Here is a 20637-nt window from a genome sequence, read left to right as displayed (position 1 = left end):
ATCCGGAGATGCAAGCCCTTTTGAAATGGCGCGCTCGGGAGGATTCGAACCTCCGACCGCCTGGTTCGTAGCCAGGTACTCTATCCAGCTGAGCTACGAGCGCGTCGTTGAGGGTGCGCACAATATAGATTTCTCCATGGAGCGTCAAGTACTTTTATGAAAAAGAGTACTTGAGGTTAAATATTGACCATCATGCAAAGGAGAGTAGTGGTCAGCTCCTACTCCGGTTGACCAAGAAGCGGGGTGGTTTAGCTATGGCATTACTTGGCATCAATACATTAGTAGCCTTGAGCTGTTTGAGGGGTCGTTAGCCGCTTAGTGGCGTGTCCGTTGTTGTTGGATAGGATCACGCTGGTAGTTTTATTCTTGCCATGGGTGTTTAGTGTTTAATCTCGGAGAGAAGCTTAGGGTTCTGGATCAGATTCCTTACACCGTGAGCATGATCTTCATTAAAGATATTGTCCTTGCACCAGTTGCCCACAGAAGTAATGTTGACCTTGGCAACGTTGGGGCGGACACTCCAGGTGACTTGATAAGGGGAGCCTTGTTCATTGTAATCTGGACCGGTGGTGGAACCTGAATACTGAATTGGCTTTCCAGTATTGCTAGGAATGCCCAAGGCTTGTTGAAAACCACTTTTTTCATCATGGGCAGTTAGCTTTACAAAGTCTAAAGCAGTGGAATCATTCACCAAGACATAAACTTGCGTTTCTACACGCAATTGTGGATTCTTAATCTCTTCATTAAAGCAGGAACCCAAGGTTGGGCCCGGCTTGATTTTGGCGGATGAGTGGACGTAATGGACTTCAATGGTATCTCCCGGATAAAGACTCCCATGATCGCTTGGGCACACTTCTTGATTAAGTGGGGCTAACTCGGCCGCGGTAAGAGTGCTGGAATATTTATAGCCTGACAGAAAGCCACGTCCATCACCATTGCCCGCATACTGGGTAAATTCTCCACCTTTATGCTCAGCATTTTTATGAAAATGGATGTTGCACAAATTCATAACTGTATGAGCTGGTGCGGCAGCGAAGAAAATCGTATGGTTTCCGGAAGTTGATTCAATATCGCGTGGAGATTGCGGGCCAAAGCTTCTCCCTGTGGTGTTCTTCTCTAAATTCGCTCGTTGATTTGCAATGGCTTCATCTGATACTGCGCCACCACTGTCTAGTGCATTAGTGTTGAAGGCTACGGTTGTTGTTGCAGCTAAAACAAAAAGAGATTTTATTTTCACGGTGATAACCTTCTGCGGTTTATCGAGGTTGAGCGTTTGGTCGTAATCTATATTGATGCATTTTACTAATGGTTGATTTTAGTACGTCTTAGGATCGGTCTGAAGTCACTTACCTGGGGTGCCTGTCACCCTATCTGGCTTATAAATACAGCTGCTAAATGACGGTTTCCACTGTGAATGGAAAAATTACTGGGTCCTGATTCCTAGCTCTCTTTTCTATCTTTTATAAAACTCTCCGCATATGCCGGAGTAAATCTCATTGTTAAGCTAAAACCTAATTGTAATACAGGGTGTCTACTAAATGTGACGTGGCTCTAGGTTTAGTGTCACAATTACGCTTCAGTATGGGGTGCGGATATAAAGTGAAGCGGCTCCCGGGTCGCCTTTTTAGGATTATATGAGTCCTGAAAGCTTGTACCACTTCTTGGCTTCTTTAATGCTCACTTTAACCCCTAAACCTAGTTCATACATGAGGCCAATTCTATAATATATTTCAGTCTTAGTAAGTTCTTTCTTGTCTTTTTCATAAACTTCTAGGTAACAAGATAGCGCTTCTTTGTAGAGCTGAACCTCATAAAACTCATTTCCTGCTTTTTCCAAAGCATCCACGTCCATTTTTTTTGTGCCACAATCACCATTTGTTTTACTCAGCAGTAATTCTCTTTTGGCTTCAAGTTGCTGTTCAGTCAGTTTTGAAGGGGCATTAATTACAGCTAGAGCTTCGTCATATGTTCCTTTATAGCTGGAGCATATTGCATACCCGGAAGCTATGGTAACATAATAACCAATAAGTCCTTGGCTCATGTATGTGCCCCCCTGGTCAATTGTTTTCACTTCAAAGTCGCTTACCTTATATTCGCCTAGGCAGAGTTCATTTGCTCTTTTGGTCCAAGTTCTGGTAACACCTGATTTTTGACTTATGGGTGAAACTCCGGATTCTGCATTTACTAGAAAAATACCATCTTCTAGTTTTTTATCTGTGTACCCACCACTTACTACGCTATAACCTGTCTCATTTGCACTTCTATATGTAGAACATGAAGATAGTAAAAATAAAGCTATGGCTGGCGCACAATATTTCATTGTTGACCTTGGTTTTTTCTATAAAGAAGGCATTAAAATTTGTTTAGTGTAGACACTCATTCCCTTGTATTGCTCTTAAAGGTATGTTTTCTCTACCTTTTCATTACAAAAAAAGTAAAAGATTTTCTCCTTTGAAAAGCTGGCATCATTTTAAGTGATGATAGTCAATTTCTGAGAGTCATGCTTCTCAGTGCTAACCCGGCCACCTTCTCTGTTGAAGTAAAAACTGAGCCTCTGCCAGAGGTTTCCGGATCATCAGTACGGACGTAGAGCCCTCCCCTTAAAATATTAGCTATCTTATATTCATCTTATCGGACCATTCTTGTTCATCAGAGCTACACCAATTATGAGCTATGAATGCGAATCTTTCAGTTCAGATATGTTTCCCTTTTTTATGGATCATTCTCCTTCTGTAATTTCTCAACTTGCTTTCTTAGACATTTTATTTCTTTACTATCAGTCTGAGGTTGGGGTTTCGTTGACTTCGTCATACTTATTCCAAGTAGTTTAATCAAAGGTGAAGAGCTTCAAAATTGATGCTAAGCCCTCCGGTTCTTCTAAAGAGGGGCATCCGCGTCACCACTCTATGCCGCTTATTAAAAATCACCCTGGCCGATGGCCGCCAGTTCGGTGCCACCACCCTCGGCCGGGATATCGAATTCGAAGAGCTGATTTATTACGCCCAGAACGGTTTCGATTCCAGCATTATCGCCAGCGATACCTCGTTTGATGTGGATAACGCCGAGGGCTATTCCCTGTATAGCTCCGACGTGCCCGGTATCACCGTGGAAATGGCTGAGCGCGGCGAATTGGATGGGGCCGAGTGGGCCATGGTTCTGGTCAATTACCTCGATCTGTCCATGGGTGCGCTGCTGCTCAATGGCGGCGATGTGGGCGAGGTGCGCAATACGGTATTTATGCCAGAATTACTCAGCTACACCATGCGCCTGCGGCAAAGTATCGGCCATGTGGATTCCATCACCTGCCGCGCCATATTCGGTACCCCGGCCAATTCCCAGACCGGCTGTGGTGTGAATGCGGAATCCCTGTGGCAGTCCGCCACCGTCACCGCCGTCTCTGGGGATGAGCCCAAAGTCACCTACAAGGTCAGCAATATTGCCAGCCTGCCCACAGCGGCCAAGCGCTGGTGGGTGCGTTGGGTTAGCGGCAATAACGTCTCCTCGCGCCTGTATCAGGTGGAGGCGGTGGATACCACCACAGGGCAAATCACCCAAATCGAGCCCTGCCATTTGCGGTGGAAAACGGGGATCAACTGGAGATCCGCCCGGATTGCGACAAGACCTTTGCCATCTGCCGCGATGTGTACGGCAATCACCTGGATTTTAAAGGCGAAAACTTAATTCCGATCGGCCAAGCCAGCGATACCCCCGGTGCCGGTGTGCCCGGCAGTGCCGGCGGCGGCTCCTCGTTTAATTCCAATATTGCCAGCCAGCAGCAACACTAATGCAACAACAAAGAATCGACACACTGGCCTTTGCCCGCGGCCTGGTGGCTGCTGGCGTGCGCTGGCGGCACCGGGGCCGCGGTGGATTGCGTGGGTTTAATTGTGCTCAGCCTGTGCGCCGCCGGGCTGAATATCGAAGATGAAAAACACTACGGCCGCGAACCCTGGAAAGACGGCGTGCGCCGCAAAATGCGCGCGCGTTTTGGTGAGCCGATTGCCGAGCAATTTTGGCAACCGGGGGATATCGCTGTTTTTATATCCCCGCAGCGCAGCGATCCCAGCCATGTGGGTTTTCTAGGGGATTATCCACTTGGAAGCTCTGGTGATTTTAGTTTAATCCATGCCCACGCTGATCAGGACTGCAGAGTGCATGTATTGGATGAGCGCTGGCGCCGGCTACTAGTGGAGGTGTACTCGCCATGGGAAACCTGATTTTTGGCAAGACCACCATTCAGGGCCACAAGTTCGACAATATCAAACTGCAAACCAGCAAAGCGGGGGTGCCGCGCCAGATTATTTTTGGCCGGGTAAAACCGGTGATCGGTAATATTATCGCCACCACCCCGCCGAAAATTGTTAAGAAAAAACAGAAGCAAAAAAGCGGTAAGGGCGGCGGTAAAACTGAAGTCGTTACCGAAGAGGTGTATCGCACTTATGCGATCCGAATTTGCGAAGGGCCTATTACCGGTATCTGTAAAGTCTGGCGCAATAATGAATTGGTCTACGACCGCGACAGCACAGACCCCACCCAGATTGATAATAACCAGGCGTTTTTACAGCTGGCCGAGTTTTTCCTCGGTGGTTTCCAGCAAATGCCCTCGGCAGTACTGCAGGCCGCATTCGGTATCAATAACGTACCAGCGCATCGCGGCACCTGTTATCTGGTTATCGATAACGAAAACCTCACCAGCACCGGCGGCGCCATTCCGCAGTATGCGTTTGAGGTGGAGCGCTCTGAGGGTTTTGTACTGACCAGCCCGCCCTATGCCATTGAAGTGACCGAGGCACTGACCGGCAGTGCCAGAGCCGGCGGTGCGCGTTTAATGCCGGATGATAGTTACTCCCACCGCCGAAGCCATGACGGCGGCGCTGGCGCCGATCACGGGAGAGTTGCGCGACCTCCACCAAAACCTATGACCACTACCCGCCGGAAGGACTGCAGGCCTACGCAGCGATTGCTGTCGGTGAAATACACACAGTGCTTACCCGTCACAGCATCGCCCCGGAGGGGCTGCAAACCTCGGCGGTGCTTTCCGGTGGTGTGATGAAAGACCCATTAATTCAGCAGGACTACCAGCCCAAGGGGCTGGTGGCCACGGTTACCCCGATCACAGGAGACATGCAGTGATTACACAAAATTATCGCCTGGCCGACCGCTTTAAGCAGGAGTTATTTAAACAGGATGCGGCGGGCCGGCGGGTGCCAGGCTCTCACCGGGTGGCGGCGGACTGGTTCAATAACATTATTTTGGATTAGGGGCTGGAGTGGCTGGGGCAAAATCCGACCACTGATTTGCGCGATGCCTATGGTGTCGCTGTGGTGGGCTCCGGTAACTCGGCCCCCAGCGCCGAGCAGACCAGCCTAGATAGTAAGCTCTCATCGAGTACAAATCGCCAGGGGGAAACGACCGGCGCGGTGGGCGGTGCCACGCCCTATGTGTGGCGGCGAGTGGTACGGCAATTCTCCCCCGGCTATGCCACCGGCAATATCTCCGAAGTGGGCATGGGTTGGAACACCGGTCTTCAGATCTGTTTTCCCGCGCCCTGGTACTCGATGGCAATGGCAACCCCACCACCATCACCAAGCTCAGCGATGAATATCTGCACCTTACCTACGAGCTGCGCATCTATCCGCCCACAACCGATACCGCCAGCACCGTCGAACTGGAAGGTGTGGTCTACGACGTAATTGTCCGCGCTGCCGATGCCGATAGTTACGGGGACTCATTCGGTTGGGATGTCGAGAGAAGTGCAGGCAGTAGCGGAGTTAATAATATCGGTTATCGCGCCTTTAATGGCGGCATTGGCGACTACAGCGGCAAGCCCAGCGGCTCCTATTCCAGTTCGGATACTCCGGTGTGCTACGCCTATACCGCTAACAGTTACACCCTGTATAAAAAAGTGTTTTTTGACCTGGACCAGGGCAACTTATCCGGCGGTATCCGCAGCCTCTATGTGCAGCAGGGCTGGGGCGCCTGGCAGTTCGAATTCAGTGCCCAGGGTACGGGCAATGCCATCCCGAAAAGTGCCAGCAAAACCCTGTATTTCAAGGTGGGGCATCGCTGGGGAAGGGCGACACTATGATTCCCGAGAAAAGGCTTTCCTCCCAGCCGGTGCCTGCGCCCTTTAGCGGCGCCGCCGCCCTGGCGGTGCGTGACATTACCGATTACGAGCGCGGCGGAATTGCCCTGCAAGATCCCAGTCGCGGGCTGGATTTCCAGACCTAGCGTGCGCGAGTGTTGGAAGATGGAAAGGCCATAGTTCTGGATGCCGAACGGGTGGCCCCGTTTACGGTGATTAACGGAGCCAATATCACCGAGGTTTCCTTGGCCTTCGATCAGAATATGCGCCCGGTCATTGCCTATGTGGAAACTGTATTGGTATGACTCCAGCCAGGGTGCCCAGATCACCACAGACTGGCCGGGAATTGTTACCCCAAAGGTTTCCCTGGATGATGCCCGCTCAACCCAGTCAGCCGTCAGTGATGTCATTTTTGCCTATTTAAAAAACGGCAATCTCTACCACCGCCTACAGCGCGACCGCTATGGCAACGAATACTTACTGGCCAGCGATGTAAACAGCCCCGGCTTAATAAAAATCGGTATGAACTGGCAATTTCGCTTCCAGTTTTTACTTAAAAGCCCTGAATAAAATCCGAATCAATTCCTATGCCCTATCCCCTTTATGCCGTGGTTGCAGAGATCTGCGAGCGCGTCGGCCTGCCGTTCGGCAAATTCGATACCACTCTATTGGAGGGCTATGTCTCGGGTATGCAGATCAGCAATGAGGCCCCCGCGTTCGAGCATATTCAGGAGCTGGCCAAGGCGTTCTTTTTTGATCCAGTCAATCGCGGTGATTCCCTGGTGTTTACCCCGCGCGGCGCTGAGCCGGTGATGACCATTGATGAAAACGATTTAATCGGCGATAGCGACGACGAGAAAACCCGCCGCTCTCCCGAGGAAATCGTGCGGGTTTTAAATCTCAACTATTATGACGCGGACGGCGGTATCGATACCTGCAAGCAGACCAGTGACCGCAGTATCGACACCCGTGGCGAAGGGGGAAAAATATCGAAACCCCGCTGGTACTGGAGGCCGACCAAGCCGCGCAGATCACCGTGATTATGCATAAGGTGATGATCGAAGAGCAGCGCGGCGAGTTTGAAATTACCCTGCCGGACAGTTATCTAAAACTCACCCCCGGCGACGTGGTGCTGTTCCGTGGGGACCGCTGCCGTATTGATGAGGTTTCGCTCGATAACGGGGAACAGAAGTACAAGCTGATCCACGACCGCAAAAGCGCTTACCAATCCCAAGCTTTCGGCGTGGCCCCCCTTGGCCCCACCGGCCCCGGTGCCGGGCTCCACTTACATTCAATTTATCGACACGCCGATTCTTGCCAGCGATGATGATTTACAGCTGGGCTACTACGTCGCTGTTGCCGGTAGCAACGGCGCCTGGGCCGGCGCCACAGTGTCTCTCTCATTGGAAGGTGGGCAGAACTATATCGAATCGGATAATACCGATATTGAGGCAGTGATTGGCGAACTCACCACCAGCCTTGCCAACCAGAAGCGGGAAATTCCCGATACTCACAACCGCGTGCAGTTGCGTCTGTATGATACAGGCTACGCGCTGGAAAACTGTACCTTGGCCGATCTGCTCAACCGCCAGAATAGGGCGCTGATCGGCAATGAAATTGTCAGCTTTGGCGAGGTCGAAGAAATCAGCCCCGGCGTATGGGAGTTGGGTTACTTCCTGCGCGGGCGCCTTGGCACCGCGCCAGCCAATCTCAGCGCACACCGCGCACCGCGCAAATGGCCAGCTGGTAATTCAATGGCTCGGAGTAGGGCGCCTCGGTGGCCGCGCCGCCTACGACCAGTCGCAATACTTCAGTGGCAACCGGGTAACGATCAACGACCAGAGTACAGACACCACCGCAACCACCTTATCCATCGCAGACCCAGGCGCCGCGATTATCACAGTCAGCCAGCTAAACAGCATCACCGGCCCAGGCCCGGCCGCATAGATCAGCGTATAAGCAGGAAACAAACTCCATGAGCAACACACCGAATAACGGCATCCCCTACGCACAAGAGGGCACCTTAGGCCCCGCCGTCAGCCTTAACCAAGCTCTAGATGCAGCAGACGCATTGCTACAGCTGGAAGTGCAAGCCATACAGAATGATCCCCCAGCCTCCGCCATCGATGACGACCGCTACCTAGTCGCTACAGGCACCGGCGCCTGGTCCGGCAAGGACGGCCAGCTTGCCCGCTATGTAGTAACGCCAAGCAGCTGGCAATTTTTCCCGGCAAAAGTGGCCCTGAATAAAGCGGATAGCCTGTTGTATGTGAAAGCTAATAGCGGCTGGCAGATCGCCAGTCGCCCCGCGACCTTGCCGGTGATTAGTGGAGTGATTTGGCCGGGGTGGTGGGGCAAATGTTAGGGGCTTTGAATGGAGTTTATTGGGATAATCAAGCCACATAGCTTGCTTCGACTGTCAGGGATCAAAAGCACCTTGATATATTCACAGGAAAAAAGTACTAACCTTTTGACTTTTAAGGGGTTTTCAAAAAGATATATAGCAGCGAAAATGCTAGGATATAACCTAGCTACTTGCGAGTGTACTGTTAAAAATATCTCGCTAGTTTCTTACCTATCTTAGGAAAATCGATGTTTAAAAAATTATTATTTCTTAGTGTTAGCATTCCATTTAGCGTTTCTGCAATTGCTGAAACCCAATACTGTACAGGTACGATAGAAGATTGGGATGTTACAAATTATGGTTATGTATATATGGATGGTACTTGGAATGACTCTGACAATTCACAAAGAGTATGCCATATTGAGGGCGAGTGGGGTGGTATTTCTGAAGCAACATGCAAGGCATGGCTTTCTGGAATCGTGGCAGCAACGCTTTCTGGAAAAACCGTTAAAGTTAAATATGAAAATACTCAAAGTTGCTCAGGCTCAGATTTAGGTGAATGGGATAATACTGTTAGAGCACCAACTTATATTCGGCACTATGACTGAATAAAAAACCTTCGGAATGCAGCAAAGGCGCATCCAGGGATACCGCCACACCTGCTACAGCTTTAAGACCGAAATGGATGGCCTCAACAGCCGCTATCTGAGCTACGGCGCCCTCGCTGACGATATCCCCGGCTATTCGCAGACGGGCAGGGTGCTGGCAGTGAGCGGCCGACTCATCACTCTGGATGCGGAACTGGAGTGGGGCTCTGGTACGCACTTCCTCGCCCTGCGCAAACCAGAGGGCACACTTTCTAGTCCTTACACAGCCACAATTACGAGTAACATCAGTGTGGTGGAAATCAACTCAGACTAGGATTTTACTCCGGTGCTAGATGGCAACATGGAACCGCCGCTGTGTATATTCGGCGAGGCCGAGCGCTGGAGCCACCCGGCACTGATTACCGATATTAAGCTAAGTGGCACAGAGCGGGTGAGTATGACGGCGGTCAATTACGATGAGCGGGTTTATACGGATGATGATAATAAGCCGGCTTGATTGCAGAGGCGGCACACAGCCTAGCCGGTATAGTTCTATTGGGGCTATGGCTATTCCGAGTGGGTGATACTGGCTTCGGTTTTCAGTGGTGGAGAGAGCGTGTTGCCGGTGCGAAGGCCCGAATTATAGAGCCATGGCTTACATCTACAGAAAGATCCCCCTAACTTATTGATTTAATTACGGGTAAAATGTGCTCAAGAGCGGGAAGTTGAACCAGACGACTTGAGCCAATGGCTTACTATCTCTGGTTACTATTTAGACATTAGTTTGTCACCTGCTGTAAATAAAGGCTTTTTTGCGGAGCTTGAAGGCTCCATCCCAGAAATAGTGGCCAAATGGATAGTGAGCCACTGGCTCTTTAATAAACTGTTAAGCATCAAGACACATATGCCAAAAAGAATTCAGCCCTTTTTTATCGTTTTGGCCATTGTCAGCGGCGGCTATGCAGCGACATCTGCTGTCTTGGGTGAAGTGATTGCATATCAGAGAGCTGGACTATCCGAGACTATTAATGCTTCAGATAATCCGGAAAAATTCTGGAGTGTAGTACTAATGTATACGGCCATAGCCTTTATCTCTGCCATCCTTGGGGTGAAATCCTATTTCCATCCTAGAATACAGGCGTTTCTCAACTTTGGAATGGAGACGAAGCTTTCTCGAGTGCAAGTCATATTCATCTTATCCTTTGCGTTCGCTGTGTTTATGAGTATTACTTGGATGTCCGGTGTCCTAGCAAATGCTTAACAAACGCAAGCAGGATACTCCGGCCCTTCGGGCCTCCGCGGGACGCCCAAATCTGTGCGCCTTTTGCGCGGTCGCTTCGCTCCCATTATTGCGCAAAAGGCGCACAACATTGGTCGCCCCTGTTGCGGGCGTTATGAGCTAAACGAGCTATGTTTAAGCACATTTTAAAATCTTCATTTTTAGTGTTTTGTGGTGGATCTATGGCCGGTGGTCTACCTGAAAATACTGAAGTAACACGGGAAAATGCTGAGTCACTGTCTGTTAAGTTGGCAAAAATAGATTCTGGAAGCGCTGATACTTCTCTATATCAGCTTGAGTTTGCAAACAAGCTCGGAAATTGCTTAGCGGGTCGAGTTCAAACCTATCTATTGCTCGGTAAAAACGAAATTTCAGGCTCTTCTATGGATTATAAAGTTGGTAGTGAGCAACCCAGCGTTTTGCTTCATATGCCAGCATCGGGTTATGACATGGCGGTAACTGTTCAGTACTGCTGTTCAGAGGGTATCTCCCCTGGCTGTAAGCAATCAATCTCAATCAGTTCGGTCAATGGAATTACGTCGCAATGAGAGGTGCTCATAACAATGCCAGGCAGTATGCTACGGGCCTTCGGCCCTCTGCGGGACAGCTTACCTTGTGCACGTTTTGCGCGGGTCGCTTCGCTCCCATTTTCGCGCAAACCGCGCACAAGGTAAGCTGCCCCTGCTGGCGGCGTTAATGGTCATGAGCTACATGAGATTATTACTAGCAATTATTGTTGCGGCTATGGGAAGTAATGCGTTGGCATGTGGCTGTAGCGAATTTCCGACCCTGTCAGAACAGTATCAGTCTTCAAAAATTGTTGTATTAGCAAATTTGAAGCCTATTGGCGAAGCATCATTTGAGTGGGAAGTAACTGAAGTAATTAAAGGATCTAAACCAAAATTACTAGAAAATGTGGAGCAGGGGTTAACTTCATGTGATCCACTGCTAAAAGGTGGGCAGGAATGGCTACTTTTTCTTAAGGAAAATGAGAGTCCCGTTCTCGGCTGGTGTAGTTTCAATCGCAACACTCAGTACCTTGAGCAGGGCTGGCGCGAAGACCTTGCAGATAACCATTAATACACTGTTATGCATCAGGAAGAGTATGAGCAATAATCCAGTCATGGAAGAATTTTTTTATCACGACGGAAGAGGCCCTGAGCTTCAGAAAGTTTTGTGGAAAGCTAAAGGGGTAATACTTGCAGGATTCGAGTATTTCAATCCAGATGATGAATATATACCAGAAAATTTAAAGCATCTTAGATTGGAAGGCGTTCAAGCGTATAGTATGGCATCAGATGAAGTTCATGGAAATATTCTAGCAAATGGTGACTCTAAGGCAGCAATTATTAAAGTAGCCAATTCATCGTGGCTAGCATCTTTTAATCAAGCACACCTTTCGGAATGTAAGCATTTTCAAGTCATGTTCTACGAAGAAATCTATGATTTAATTTGTACGAAAATTATTCCAGGTGTGGGCAAGTTGAATGCATAACAAGCGCAAGCAGCATCGCACACTTCGTGTGCTGGACTCGCTGCGCTCGCCGCTGTTGCGGGCGTTATGAGTCCGTACGGAATTGAAAAATCTAATTACATTTTTTCTATTTTTAATTGTATTTTCCGGTTGTAGCAGTTTGAGTTATGACAATCCGAGAATTGCAAATAGCGCTTTAATTATTGAAAATCCAGGAAATTACTACGGGAAGTATGTCCGAGTTATCGGCTACATTCATGAGCAGCAAGGTTATTACATTCTTTTCCCTGCCAAAGAATATGCGGAACTACCTGATCGTTCTAGAACATTGGCAACAATTACTATACAAAAAGACAGCGAATCTGCGAGTAAGTTGGCTACATGTAGCGGAAAACTAGCTATGTTGAGTGGAAAAATATCCAGTTTCTCTGGCTTACCATCTATCAAAGAAATTAGCTACTTAGAATATTAGGTTTAGCAAAGTCCGGCGCGAGAGCCACTCATAACAAGACCGGGCAATTTGCTCCGGGCCTACGGCCCTCCGCGGGACAGCTTACCTTATGCATGTTTTGCGCAGGTCGCTACGCACCCATTTTCGCGCAAAACGCGCACAAGGTAAGCTGCCCTTGCCGGCGACGTTAGCAATACAGGATCTATAATGGATATTTCTGATTCACTTAAGCGTGCAGAAAACTCACTTAGGGATTTGATAAATTTCATTTTACTCAAACAAAGCGGGAATAACTGGCATGACTCATGTGGGGTGTCAGAAAAACGAATAATCCAGTGGAAAGATCGAAAAGAAATTGACGAAAAGAAGTTTGGATATAGTGATCCACGAATAATTTATTATGCTGATTTTTATGATTTAAAAAAATTCTTAAAAAATGCTGGGATAAGGGTTTTTCGGAAGTATTTGGAAAATGGAAAGAAATTGAGATTCTTCTCGATATATTAGAGGAACTTCGAAATCCAGACGCTCACAGGAGAAACTTACTCCCATATCAAAAGCACCTGGCTATTGGCATTAGTGGAAAATTCGAGCAGAAATTACAGAGTACTTTAGTAAAATGGAAACAGGCGAATCATATTACCCTAGGATTGAAAGCATTCAAGATAGTTTAGGAAATGCTTGGACTATTGGAGGGCGTAATACATTTAATACAAACTGCATTTTAAGGCCGGGTGATCAAATCCAATTTAATGTAGCTGCAACTGATCCTGTTGGTGAGACATTGGAATATGTTGTATTGCCTAGGTCAGTCCCTTATGTATTTGAATAGAAAAATAGTGGGGATTTTGATCTGACGATAGAAAATAGCCATGTTGGCTAGAAGCTTTGGGTTGCGATAGCTATTAGAAGCCCGAGAGAATTTCATGCAACATCAGAGGTTGGACTTGGGAAGGTTGATGATGTAGTAAAGTTTGGATTCGAGATTTCACCACCTAAATTAAATGCTAACAAATCAATGCATCCGACCGCTGACGCGTCGGCTGATTGAGGCGTTAACTGCTGAGAGAGCCATGAAACTGAACCACCCAAAAAGCAAGATGGCTTTTGAGCCAAGTCCAGGATGGTTTCTCGGTCCATTTGACATATATGATCGAGAGGAGTCTTTGGGGGAAAAGCTCAACGAGTATGATCCGCTTGAATCCGATCAGCTTCAAAATTTATTTGATGAATACTTCTTTAAAGAATCTGGGTGCGCAACTAAGCATAAGGCAGCGATGGTTAAGTGTCTTGTTGAAGCATTGAGCGAGGATGCATACGACTTTTCAATACATCTTCCCAACTATGAGGATGAAGAAAACTATTTTTTCCTTCCATCGAGTTGGGAGTTTTCTCGACCTAGGTATATTTTTGAACAAGCATATATAGCTTCAGTTAGACACTGGGGTAATGAATTAAAAGAGACAGGTTTGGAGCTTCCTGACGCTAACCAGTTGGGAATCGAAAAATGCAGTTAACAAGTACAAGCAGGTTGCTACGGGCCTTTGGCCCTTCGCGGGACGGCTTACGCTACGCTCTAGCCGCCCCTGTTGTAGTCGTTAACCATAAGGTCGTCTTAGAATGAAGAGCTTTATATTACTTTTAACGCTGTTTACATCTCAGTTAGCATTCGGCTGCTACTGCGTAGATACTCCTCTTGGGAAGAGATATTTGGAGTCTGACTATCTTTATCTCGGTCAGGTTCAGTCATCAACGCTTGGTGACAATGGCGTAGTCACAAACGAATTAGTTATATTAGAGAAAATTAAGGGCGTAGAAGATACAAAAAAAGTCAAAAATACATTGTTTTCAGAAGATATGTGTGCGTCTCACATGGTGGTAGGATACAAGTATGTAGTTTTTGGGAAAACTGGTTCGATTCCAGAAATTAGTTCTTGTTCAAACACTCGCTCGCTCGGGGATATCGGTAAACAGGGGCTGGCGCAGCTCCAAGAAATGGCTAACAAGCGCAAGCAGTAAGCTACGGCCCTACGGCCCTCCGCGGGACGCCCAAAGCTATGCACATTTTGTGCAGTCGTTGTGACTCCCAGTTTCGCACAAAATGTGCATAGCATAGGTCGCCCCTGTTGCGGGCGTTAGTGTTCAATGGTCATGAAGAGAATAGTTGAAGAAAATACAGAAGACTTTCTTGATAGCGTTTTCCGGTTAGAGGGGGGTAATGTTGAGAGGGTCGATATTCGTTTAGATGAAGATTGCATCTTCATAGAAGCGAATCCTGAGGGAGACTCTGTAAGATGTTCAATGAAGTTGGTTGGTGTTCAGGGGTTTAGAGTTATCAATCCTACTGGTGTAGAGTTTTTTGGACTATCTGGTTATCCGAATAGTCTCGAAGTGGTCTGGCAAGGCTCAAGTGTTTTGGTAGCTATTGGTGCAAATGAGTCTGGTCAAGATTTCGATGCCTTGAAAAATTGTAACTTTTACGTCCATGCCAGTGAGTTGTATGCAGATGTTCAACCCCAACTCTAACAAACGCAAGCACACGGACCCGTTTTCTGCTGCGCTCCAAACGGCCCGGTGTTGCGGGCGTTATCACTATCAACAATCAGGAAATAAAATGAGTTCGTTGAAATTACTTTTCATTCTTTGTGTTTCGCTATTGTCAGCATGTGCGAGCATCAATCAGAGAACTCCAATAAGCTGGGATAAGCAGGGTAGAGGAGTTGCAGTGGAAAAAAGCTTGCCCGATGCTCTGCCTGAGCAGTCTGCCCAGGTTCCAGAATCTCAATATGTAATGATACAGTCTAAGGGCGGCTCGATATTACTAGGTCCCATTTTAGGAAGCCTGAACATTGCAGCAAACACAAAAAAATTAGCTGAAAAATATAAAGATAAATATGTTGGTGTCGATCCTTTCGAAATTTCTTATAAAAGTATACTGGAAACCAATGAGTTAATTACTGAAACTCCCTCATACAAATTGATGCCCTTTGTATTTATTCAAGAGTGTTATGACGATAAATTTCGTTTGTCCTTAGTTTACCATGTTGAAAATGGAAGTTGGACAGGAAGATATACATATCATCTGCCAACGCAATATACAAAAGAGAACTTTTCTCGTCCTAATTTATCTGATTTAGAGCGCTATAGAAACGAGTTATCTATTGGTGCTGATCAGCTTTCAAAGCTACTCAAAGCTGATGTCGATGGCAAATTAACTCCTAGTGGAAAAAAGATTGATTTTGGTAGTCTTTATATTGTCGGAAATAAGATGGGCGGAATGGGGATATATACAATGCCCGAAGAGCTTCATTTCCCGGATACAGATTTGGTTGAAGAGGGAGATGACTACGTGATAATAAGAAGGCAGGGTAATATGAAGGCCACCGGTCTTTTTGGTGGGCTTGCATTCGGTGTGCATTATTTTAAAAAGGATCAATTGCATACATATAACCCCATGTAGGTGATAACAAAATGCTGCTTGGGAATTGCCTTAGCTTAGCTGCGGCAATCCGAAGAGCATTGCGATATGTGATGTAAAAAAATGAAAGGAAACAGTATGATTTTAAGGCAAATAATTATTATTTTTTCGTTAATATTCATTAGTGCTTGTTCCGCACCTCTAACACTTCAAAATGACTACGATAAGATAGTTGCATTTGAATACAAACGAGAGCAGATAAAGGACCTGTCCTATTGTTCAATCGTTCTTCCAGAATTTGTACGTCAAGGTGTATGCATTCTAACGGAAGATGAACTGGGTGTTTACTGGGATCAAAAACTGGGTGATAAGGCAGATAAGAAAATACTATTTAGATACAAATATGAAGACATGAGAAAGATTGCGCATGCGCATAAGCTTCGTTTATCACAAATTCAAATCTTGGCAAAAAACATGTATTTCTCCATTCAAATAGCTCCGGATGCATCCTTTGTTGACCAAGAAAAAAGCCGTGAGTGGTTCAGATATCTTAAGGGTAAGGAAATTGAAACAATTGAAACACCCACTTTCATGACTGGCCCAGTAAAACGGTACAGGATTATTTATCAGTAAGCAGCATATAAAAAATGGGTCAAAGTGACCCCTGGCGGGGCACTTTACCAAGCGTTAGACACTTAGAATTGGTGAAGATTAAGTGAGTTATATTGTACTTATTCCAGCTTGGATCTCGACAGTTTTAATAGTAGCCGCATGGGGGACCTTAGCGTATCAAGCATTGTTCCGGTTAAGTTTACGTCAATTTGCAATGAATGGATTGCTTTTGGTATTGGCGCTTAAGTCAATTTTTGCGGTGTCAACAGCGATTGTTACAAGTCGAGATCCGATAGATTCGTTTGCTTGTCTAACGGGTATATTCGGATTTTATAGTTTTCCAATTATAATTCTAATAGAGTTAATTGTGCTTGCGTTTACATATAGAATCTGGCTGGAGCGCAGAGGGGACAAAAAACACGGATTTTTGGTATGGTTGTTGGTTTGGATTAGCTTGAGCATAGTTGTTTTATTTGCGTTTTTGCGTTTTTGCGTTTTTGCGTTTTTGCGTTTTTGCGTTTTTGCGTTTTTGCGTTTTTGCGTTTTTGCGTTTTTGCGTTTTTGCGTTTTTGCGTTTTTGCGTTTTTGCGTTCAGCTGGTCTGTGTACAGTTTGAGTCAAAAAGGAAAATTTTAAAATCACATGCGGAGCCTGCCTAACCAGGCATTGCAGCGGACAAGCCGCTGAATGCGGCGTTAGCACTCTATGAAATTTAAACTTCTTGTAGGAAAACGAGCTTTAGGTAGTGCCTATTCTAAAGACTACACAGAATGGGCTGAATCTTTGCTATATGAAGGTATTGAATCTGAAAATGTGGCTATTCTGGCTAGCATGGGGTACGAACGCGACCCTGACTCGGAAGAAATAGAAAGATACTTCTTAAAATCGCTAAAGGATCTTGGTTTAACCCTGCCCAATGAGAAAGAAGGGCTAAAAATATATGCGAAGGTTCTTTGTGAGCAAGTTATATCTGGAGATTTAGAGCCAGAAAAAGGCACAAGAATTTTGGAGTCCTTCTATTCTAAATCTGACTACGAAGCGATCTATAGCATCTGGGATGAGCTAAGCGAAGATCTTTGGATGGTAAACAACCGCGACGGCTGTATTTTTAACACAGGGCTATCCGCTGAAAACAAAAATGAATACATAAAAGGAGTAGCAGCTCAGTTTATAGAGTTACTTGAAGAAAAGCTTCCTGATCGTTTCTTTTATCTATGCGCATGCCCAGAGTGTGGGTACATCGGTGAAAGCGCACTTGAGGTTATTGATAAGTCATGGATGCCAGATAAGCTTTATAGGTTCATCTATAAACGGGCTCAAACGCAAAGAGCGATATGTGTCAATTGTAAAAGACCATTTCCAAATAACATGAGCGACTATGAAGGCCGCAAACAGTACCTCAGTAAAAAGTGCTAACAGGTGCTGCTGTCGGACAAATTTTCCGCAGAGCGCGGCGTTATCGCCTCCCTTTACATAGCTGGTAACTACTTTTGATTACTCGGTGAATATGCAAGCGAAATTCCTGTGGTAGCTGTGCCTATAGACGAGCTATAAGTGGCGGAAAGGGAATCTGCGCAAAGTGGTGAAGGTTCTCGGCCCCGTACACTTCCGCCAGGGTAATCCCCACCGCCTCACACCAAGCCGGCAGCAGCTCCGCGGGTATCTTCTGCTTGCCTGTTTCCATTTTTGAAACTTGAGATGGCGCTAGCCCCAGCTGCCTAGCCAGCTGTGCGATCGTTTTCCCCTCCTGTTTCCTTGCGTTGCGCAGGCGTTCGCCCAGTGTTCCGGCCTCGTAGTCATCCATTGCCCTTGCCGATTGCTGCCTTCTGGCAATAAACTGTATGAGTATACAGTATTCAAGGTTTCCAGAATGAAGCTTTCCCCACTCTATGGCCACTGCATTGCCTGTGGCTTTCCCTCTCCTGCCGATGACCACAAGGAGGCAGCCCTTAGCCTGGATGAGCATCTGGTCAGCAAGCCAGCGGCGACCTTTATGGCGCGGGCGAACGGGGATTCAATGATGGGGATCGGCATCTTCGACAAGGATCTATTGATTGTCGATCGTTCGTTAAAGCCTACCCATGGCGATGTGGTGGTGGTGGCCCTGGATGGACAGCTCACCTGCAAGGTGCTGGACCAGCAGCAAGGGCGGCTGCTCTCTGCCAATGATGACTACGCCCCGATCCCCATTTGGGAAGGGCAGGAATTGATTGTAGAGGGGGTGGTTAAAGCTTCGGTGCGTTACCACCGGCCGCGCTGAATGCTGGTACTGGTGGATTGCAACAGCTGTTACGCCAGCTGCGAACAGATATTCCGGCCGGATCTGCGTGGGCGCCCGGTGGTGGTGCTCTCCAATAACGATGGCTTTGTGGTGGCGCGCTCCAAAGAGGCGAAGCTATTAGGCATTGGCGACCTGGAGCCTTTCTTTAAGGTCCAGCACCTGCTGCGCGCGCACCGAGTGGCCATCTTCTCCAGCAATTATCCCTTGTATGGCGATATCTCCCACCGGGTGATGACCACCCTGCGCGAGTTCGGCCCTAATGTGGAGGTCTACAGCATCGATGAGATGTTTTTAGACCTGCACGGGCTGCAGGAGGATTGGCAGGACTACGGCCGCAAGATCCGCAACACGCTCTGGCGCAATATCCGTATGCCTGTCGGTGTGGGTATCGCCCCCAGTAAGACACTGGCCAAGCTCGCCAACCGTGCGGCCAAGAAAATCCCCAAGTGCGATGGTGTCTGTGTGTTGGATACGCCGGAGAAGTGGCAGTGGATGCAGCGCCGCACCGCCGTCAATGATGTGTGGGGCATAGGCCGGCGCCTTACCAAGCGCCTGGCGGATTTCGGTATAGAGACCGCCTATGACTTGGCGCAGGCCAACCCGAAAACCCTGCGCCGTCGTGTCAATGTGAATATTGAGCGCACTATTGAGGAGCTAAACGGAATCCCCTGCCTGGGTTTGGAGGAGGAGCCCCCAGCGAAGAAGCAGATCTACTGCACCCGCTCCTTCGGTGAAAAGCTCACCGAGCTAGCGCTGATACTGCAGGCCGCCACCCTCTACGCCAGCAGGGCCGCAGAGAAACTACGCACACAGAAATCGCTGGTTAAGTCGATCCATCTATTCCTGCACACCTCACCCCATGAACCCAACTACTACAGCCGCAGCGCCGTAGTGCAGACCCCATACCCCACCGACGACACGCGGGTAATCGTGCGGCTGGTGAGAGAAGCCATTGCGGACTTGTACCGTCCCGGCTGCCGCTTTATGAAAGCGGGCGTCGGACTAATCGAGATAATCACCCGTGCGCTCGGCCAGGATGATTTGTTCACCCCAGGGCAATCACTCAGGGCAGGCCAAGCAGGCGAGGGACCGGATCAAGAAAAAGTTTTGTCGCGGGAGGCTGTTTCTAGGAGCTGAAGGCATCCAGAAAAAATGGAAAATGCGGCAGGCGTTTACATCGCCTGCCTATACCACTCGGTGGGGGGATTTGCCGAGGGTGGTGACTGGAGGGGTTGGTAAAGTTTTAGTTTTATAAGTAAGTGCTTCGTTCAACTTTTGGCTTTGAGTCACGAAGATGAAAATCCCTGATTACTTGTTACACCGACTTGATAGCACTTACAAGGCCCTTCACCAACCGACCTGTTAAAGTTGCAGGAACAATATGAAAACCAATTACAAGTACACGATCGACTAGGCGAATTTCTCTGTACTGTACAGGGGAAAGCTTTTTCTTAATGGTAATCGTCTCTGCTCCTAGCCAAGATTTACTTCCATAGGTAGCTTTATTTCCTTGTTCTAAGTCGACAGAAAACTTCTTTAACTCGGATGCGTCCATTTGAATTAAGTGGGAAGTTTTTTGGTATGCAACAGCAAAGTTGTAGGAAGGGTCAATTTTTAGTTCAAAATGATCGGCGGAAATTTTAGATAGTACGACTAAAACACCATTATCGTTATCTCTAAATATTTCTCTATTCATATTTATGTGGCCAGCGCCGCGGAGTGGCTTTGCCCTAAGCATCGATTTTAAAGAGAGAGTATTTATAGTGGTTGATTCACTAACTAATGTCTAGATTGTGTTGCCTCTAAAGGTGTTACGCGCACTTTTCCGGGGCCAAAGTGTTCATGCTTAAGTTACTTGTCGAGATAGGGGGGAATACGGGGCCGTCAAAATATACAAATTTTGAGTGATACCCCTATTTAATTTGCACCACAACAAAAAAGGCTTACGCCCTGAGACGTAAGCCTTTGCTTTGTGTGGCGCGCTCGGGAGGATTCGAACCTCCGACCGCCTGGTTCGTAGCCAGGTACTCTATCCAGCTGAGCTACGAGCGCGTTACGGGTGCGGATATTATAGAGACGATTTACCCAAGTCAACTATTTTTCTTAA

General features: G+C 47.5%; 38 protein-coding genes and 2 tRNA genes. 34 read left to right on the top strand and 6 right to left on the bottom strand.

The genetic code is table 11. The annotated features are described in order from the left end of the window. Positions 1-26: 26 nt before the first annotated feature. The 3 genes from ACJJH9_RS12275 to ACJJH9_RS12265 form a co-directional block, all read right to left on the bottom strand. Positions 27-103 (bottom strand) — tRNA-Arg (locus tag ACJJH9_RS12275). Positions 104-379: 276 nt separating this feature from the next. Then, complete coding sequence (locus ACJJH9_RS12270; protein ID WP_444922947.1) at positions 380-1237, bottom strand: delta-class carbonic anhydrase; 858 nt, start codon at positions 1235-1237, stop codon at positions 380-382. Between the two features lie 393 nt (positions 1238-1630). Beyond that, positions 1631-2320 carry an SEL1-like repeat protein gene (locus tag ACJJH9_RS12265; RefSeq protein ID WP_444922946.1) on the bottom strand — a complete coding sequence of 230 codons (690 nt, stop codon included), beginning with the start codon at positions 2318-2320 and terminating at the stop codon, positions 1631-1633. 536 nt (positions 2321-2856) lie between these two features. Between ACJJH9_RS12265 and ACJJH9_RS12260 the strand changes: the two genes are divergently transcribed. The 31 genes from ACJJH9_RS12260 (at position 2857) to ACJJH9_RS12110 (ending at position 17665) form a co-directional block, all read left to right on the top strand. Further along, positions 2857-3681: a baseplate hub domain-containing protein gene (locus tag ACJJH9_RS12260; protein ID WP_444922945.1), complete on the top strand. Its 825-nt coding sequence runs from the start codon at positions 2857-2859 to the stop codon at positions 3679-3681. Beyond that, a complete protein-coding gene (locus ACJJH9_RS12255; protein WP_444925222.1) occupies positions 3594-3785 on the top strand; it encodes a phage BR0599 family protein in 192 nt (63 codons plus the stop codon). Before ACJJH9_RS12260 ends, ACJJH9_RS12255 begins: the two co-directional genes overlap by 88 nt. After that, positions 3785-3928 (top strand): hypothetical protein, encoded by a 144-nt coding sequence (locus ACJJH9_RS12250; RefSeq protein ID WP_444922944.1) that lies wholly within the window; start codon positions 3785-3787, stop codon positions 3926-3928. Before ACJJH9_RS12255 ends, ACJJH9_RS12250 begins: the two co-directional genes overlap by 1 nt. Further along, the gene (locus ACJJH9_RS12245; RefSeq protein WP_444922943.1) at positions 3888-4217 is read left to right on the top strand and encodes a hypothetical protein; all 330 of its coding nucleotides are present in this window, start codon (positions 3888-3890) and stop codon (positions 4215-4217) included. The genes ACJJH9_RS12250 and ACJJH9_RS12245 overlap by 41 nt, the downstream gene beginning before the upstream one ends. After that, complete coding sequence (locus ACJJH9_RS12240) at positions 4205-5050, top strand: hypothetical protein (protein WP_444922942.1); 846 nt, start codon at positions 4205-4207, stop codon at positions 5048-5050. The genes ACJJH9_RS12245 and ACJJH9_RS12240 overlap by 13 nt, the downstream gene beginning before the upstream one ends. Before the next feature lie 79 nt (positions 5051-5129). After that, the gene (locus ACJJH9_RS12235) at positions 5130-5261 is read left to right on the top strand and encodes a hypothetical protein (protein ID WP_444922941.1); all 132 of its coding nucleotides are present in this window, start codon (positions 5130-5132) and stop codon (positions 5259-5261) included. 251 nt (positions 5262-5512) lie between these two features. Continuing rightward, positions 5513-6088, top strand: a complete 576-nt coding sequence (locus tag ACJJH9_RS12230) for a hypothetical protein (RefSeq protein ID WP_444922940.1) — start codon at positions 5513-5515, stop codon at positions 6086-6088. Continuing rightward, on the top strand, positions 6085-6231 hold the full coding sequence (locus ACJJH9_RS12225) for a hypothetical protein (RefSeq protein ID WP_444922939.1): 147 nt from the start codon (positions 6085-6087) through the stop codon (positions 6229-6231). The genes ACJJH9_RS12230 and ACJJH9_RS12225 overlap by 4 nt, the downstream gene beginning before the upstream one ends. A gap of 9 nt (positions 6232-6240) precedes the next feature. Beyond that, positions 6241-6390, top strand: coding sequence for a hypothetical protein (locus ACJJH9_RS12220; RefSeq protein WP_444922938.1), 150 nt, complete (start codon positions 6241-6243; stop codon positions 6388-6390). Continuing rightward, positions 6368-6655 (top strand): hypothetical protein, encoded by a 288-nt coding sequence (locus ACJJH9_RS12215; RefSeq protein WP_444922937.1) that lies wholly within the window; start codon positions 6368-6370, stop codon positions 6653-6655. Before ACJJH9_RS12220 ends, ACJJH9_RS12215 begins: the two co-directional genes overlap by 23 nt. 17 nt (positions 6656-6672) lie before the next feature. Next, complete coding sequence (locus ACJJH9_RS12210; protein ID WP_444922936.1) at positions 6673-7125, top strand: phage tail protein; 453 nt, start codon at positions 6673-6675, stop codon at positions 7123-7125. Next, a complete protein-coding gene (locus tag ACJJH9_RS12205; protein ID WP_444925221.1) occupies positions 7074-7412 on the top strand; it encodes a phage tail protein in 339 nt (112 codons plus the stop codon). The genes ACJJH9_RS12210 and ACJJH9_RS12205 overlap by 52 nt, the downstream gene beginning before the upstream one ends. Further along, positions 7339-8064, top strand: a complete 726-nt coding sequence (locus ACJJH9_RS12200; protein ID WP_444922935.1) for a GTA baseplate fiber-binding domain-containing protein — start codon at positions 7339-7341, stop codon at positions 8062-8064. Before ACJJH9_RS12205 ends, ACJJH9_RS12200 begins: the two co-directional genes overlap by 74 nt. Further along, complete coding sequence (locus ACJJH9_RS12195) at positions 8061-8450, top strand: DUF2793 domain-containing protein (RefSeq protein WP_444922934.1); 390 nt, start codon at positions 8061-8063, stop codon at positions 8448-8450. The genes ACJJH9_RS12200 and ACJJH9_RS12195 overlap by 4 nt, the downstream gene beginning before the upstream one ends. A gap of 227 nt (positions 8451-8677) precedes the next feature. Then, entirely contained in the window at positions 8678-9037 is a 360-nt protein-coding gene (locus ACJJH9_RS12190; protein WP_444891376.1) for a hypothetical protein, read from the top strand. A 16-nt stretch (positions 9038-9053) separates the two neighbouring features. Continuing rightward, positions 9054-9350 carry a hypothetical protein gene (locus tag ACJJH9_RS12185; protein WP_444922933.1) on the top strand — a complete coding sequence of 99 codons (297 nt, stop codon included), beginning with the start codon at positions 9054-9056 and terminating at the stop codon, positions 9348-9350. Positions 9351-9377: 27 nt separating this feature from the next. Beyond that, a complete protein-coding gene (locus ACJJH9_RS12180; protein WP_444922932.1) occupies positions 9378-9533 on the top strand; it encodes a hypothetical protein in 156 nt (51 codons plus the stop codon). 222 nt (positions 9534-9755) lie between these two features. Next, positions 9756-10277: a hypothetical protein gene (locus ACJJH9_RS12175; protein WP_444922931.1), complete on the top strand. Its 522-nt coding sequence runs from the start codon at positions 9756-9758 to the stop codon at positions 10275-10277. A gap of 149 nt (positions 10278-10426) precedes the next feature. Next, the gene (locus ACJJH9_RS12170; RefSeq protein WP_444922930.1) at positions 10427-10843 is read left to right on the top strand and encodes a hypothetical protein; all 417 of its coding nucleotides are present in this window, start codon (positions 10427-10429) and stop codon (positions 10841-10843) included. Positions 10844-10910: 67 nt separating this feature from the next. After that, on the top strand, positions 10911-11375 hold the full coding sequence (locus ACJJH9_RS12165) for a hypothetical protein (protein WP_444922929.1): 465 nt from the start codon (positions 10911-10913) through the stop codon (positions 11373-11375). A 25-nt stretch (positions 11376-11400) separates the two neighbouring features. Continuing rightward, a complete protein-coding gene (locus tag ACJJH9_RS12160; protein ID WP_444922928.1) occupies positions 11401-11790 on the top strand; it encodes a hypothetical protein in 390 nt (129 codons plus the stop codon). An 82-nt stretch (positions 11791-11872) separates the two neighbouring features. Then, positions 11873-12241 (top strand): hypothetical protein, encoded by a 369-nt coding sequence (locus ACJJH9_RS12155; RefSeq protein WP_444922927.1) that lies wholly within the window; start codon positions 11873-11875, stop codon positions 12239-12241. Between the two features lie 186 nt (positions 12242-12427). Then, positions 12428-12727, top strand: a complete 300-nt coding sequence (locus tag ACJJH9_RS12150; RefSeq protein WP_444922926.1) for a hypothetical protein — start codon at positions 12428-12430, stop codon at positions 12725-12727. A gap of 112 nt (positions 12728-12839) precedes the next feature. Further along, positions 12840-13052, top strand: coding sequence for a hypothetical protein (locus ACJJH9_RS12145; protein ID WP_444922925.1), 213 nt, complete (start codon positions 12840-12842; stop codon positions 13050-13052). Between the two features lie 241 nt (positions 13053-13293). Next, entirely contained in the window at positions 13294-13737 is a 444-nt protein-coding gene (locus ACJJH9_RS12140; RefSeq protein WP_444922924.1) for a hypothetical protein, read from the top strand. Between the two features lie 103 nt (positions 13738-13840). Further along, entirely contained in the window at positions 13841-14239 is a 399-nt protein-coding gene (locus ACJJH9_RS12135) for a hypothetical protein (protein ID WP_444922923.1), read from the top strand. A 132-nt stretch (positions 14240-14371) separates the two neighbouring features. Further along, positions 14372-14746: a hypothetical protein gene (locus tag ACJJH9_RS12130; RefSeq protein ID WP_444922922.1), complete on the top strand. Its 375-nt coding sequence runs from the start codon at positions 14372-14374 to the stop codon at positions 14744-14746. Between the two features lie 199 nt (positions 14747-14945). After that, positions 14946-15680, top strand: a complete 735-nt coding sequence (locus tag ACJJH9_RS12125) for a hypothetical protein (protein ID WP_444922921.1) — start codon at positions 14946-14948, stop codon at positions 15678-15680. Positions 15681-15776: 96 nt separating this feature from the next. Next, positions 15777-16271 carry a hypothetical protein gene (locus ACJJH9_RS12120; RefSeq protein WP_444922920.1) on the top strand — a complete coding sequence of 165 codons (495 nt, stop codon included), beginning with the start codon at positions 15777-15779 and terminating at the stop codon, positions 16269-16271. Positions 16272-16353: 82 nt separating this feature from the next. Next, positions 16354-16908, top strand: a complete 555-nt coding sequence (locus ACJJH9_RS12115) for a hypothetical protein (RefSeq protein ID WP_444922919.1) — start codon at positions 16354-16356, stop codon at positions 16906-16908. Positions 16909-16954: 46 nt separating this feature from the next. Then, positions 16955-17665: a hypothetical protein gene (locus ACJJH9_RS12110; RefSeq protein WP_444922918.1), complete on the top strand. Its 711-nt coding sequence runs from the start codon at positions 16955-16957 to the stop codon at positions 17663-17665. A gap of 121 nt (positions 17666-17786) precedes the next feature. Here the strand turns inward: ACJJH9_RS12110 and ACJJH9_RS12105 are convergent, their stop codons facing one another. Then, positions 17787-18053 carry a helix-turn-helix domain-containing protein gene (locus tag ACJJH9_RS12105; RefSeq protein WP_444922917.1) on the bottom strand — a complete coding sequence of 89 codons (267 nt, stop codon included), beginning with the start codon at positions 18051-18053 and terminating at the stop codon, positions 17787-17789. 66 nt (positions 18054-18119) lie between these two features. Here ACJJH9_RS12105 and ACJJH9_RS12100 point away from each other — a divergent pair, with 66 nt between their 5' ends. The 3 genes from ACJJH9_RS12100 to ACJJH9_RS12090 are packed head-to-tail and all read left to right on the top strand — an operon-like array spanning position 18120 to position 19785. Then, positions 18120-18509 carry a LexA family protein gene (locus ACJJH9_RS12100; RefSeq protein WP_444922916.1) on the top strand — a complete coding sequence of 130 codons (390 nt, stop codon included), beginning with the start codon at positions 18120-18122 and terminating at the stop codon, positions 18507-18509. Then, the gene (locus ACJJH9_RS12095) at positions 18510-19667 is read left to right on the top strand and encodes a Y-family DNA polymerase (protein WP_444922915.1); all 1158 of its coding nucleotides are present in this window, start codon (positions 18510-18512) and stop codon (positions 19665-19667) included. Next, positions 19567-19785, top strand: a complete 219-nt coding sequence (locus tag ACJJH9_RS12090) for a DUF4113 domain-containing protein (protein WP_444922914.1) — start codon at positions 19567-19569, stop codon at positions 19783-19785. Before ACJJH9_RS12095 ends, ACJJH9_RS12090 begins: the two co-directional genes overlap by 101 nt. Positions 19786-19845: 60 nt before the next feature. On the opposite strand, the gene ACJJH9_RS12085 is transcribed toward ACJJH9_RS12090, so the two are convergent. Then, positions 19846-20226 carry a hypothetical protein gene (locus tag ACJJH9_RS12085; RefSeq protein WP_444909949.1) on the bottom strand — a complete coding sequence of 127 codons (381 nt, stop codon included), beginning with the start codon at positions 20224-20226 and terminating at the stop codon, positions 19846-19848. Between the two features lie 279 nt (positions 20227-20505). After that, positions 20506-20582 (bottom strand) — tRNA-Arg (locus ACJJH9_RS12080). Positions 20583-20637: the final 55 nt, after the last annotated feature.

The sequence above is a fragment of the Microbulbifer mixtoriginis (SeqCode) genome (genome assembly GCF_052466715.1).
Note: the sequence above shows the minus strand (reverse complement) of the source record. Positions and strands in the feature narration are given on the sequence as shown.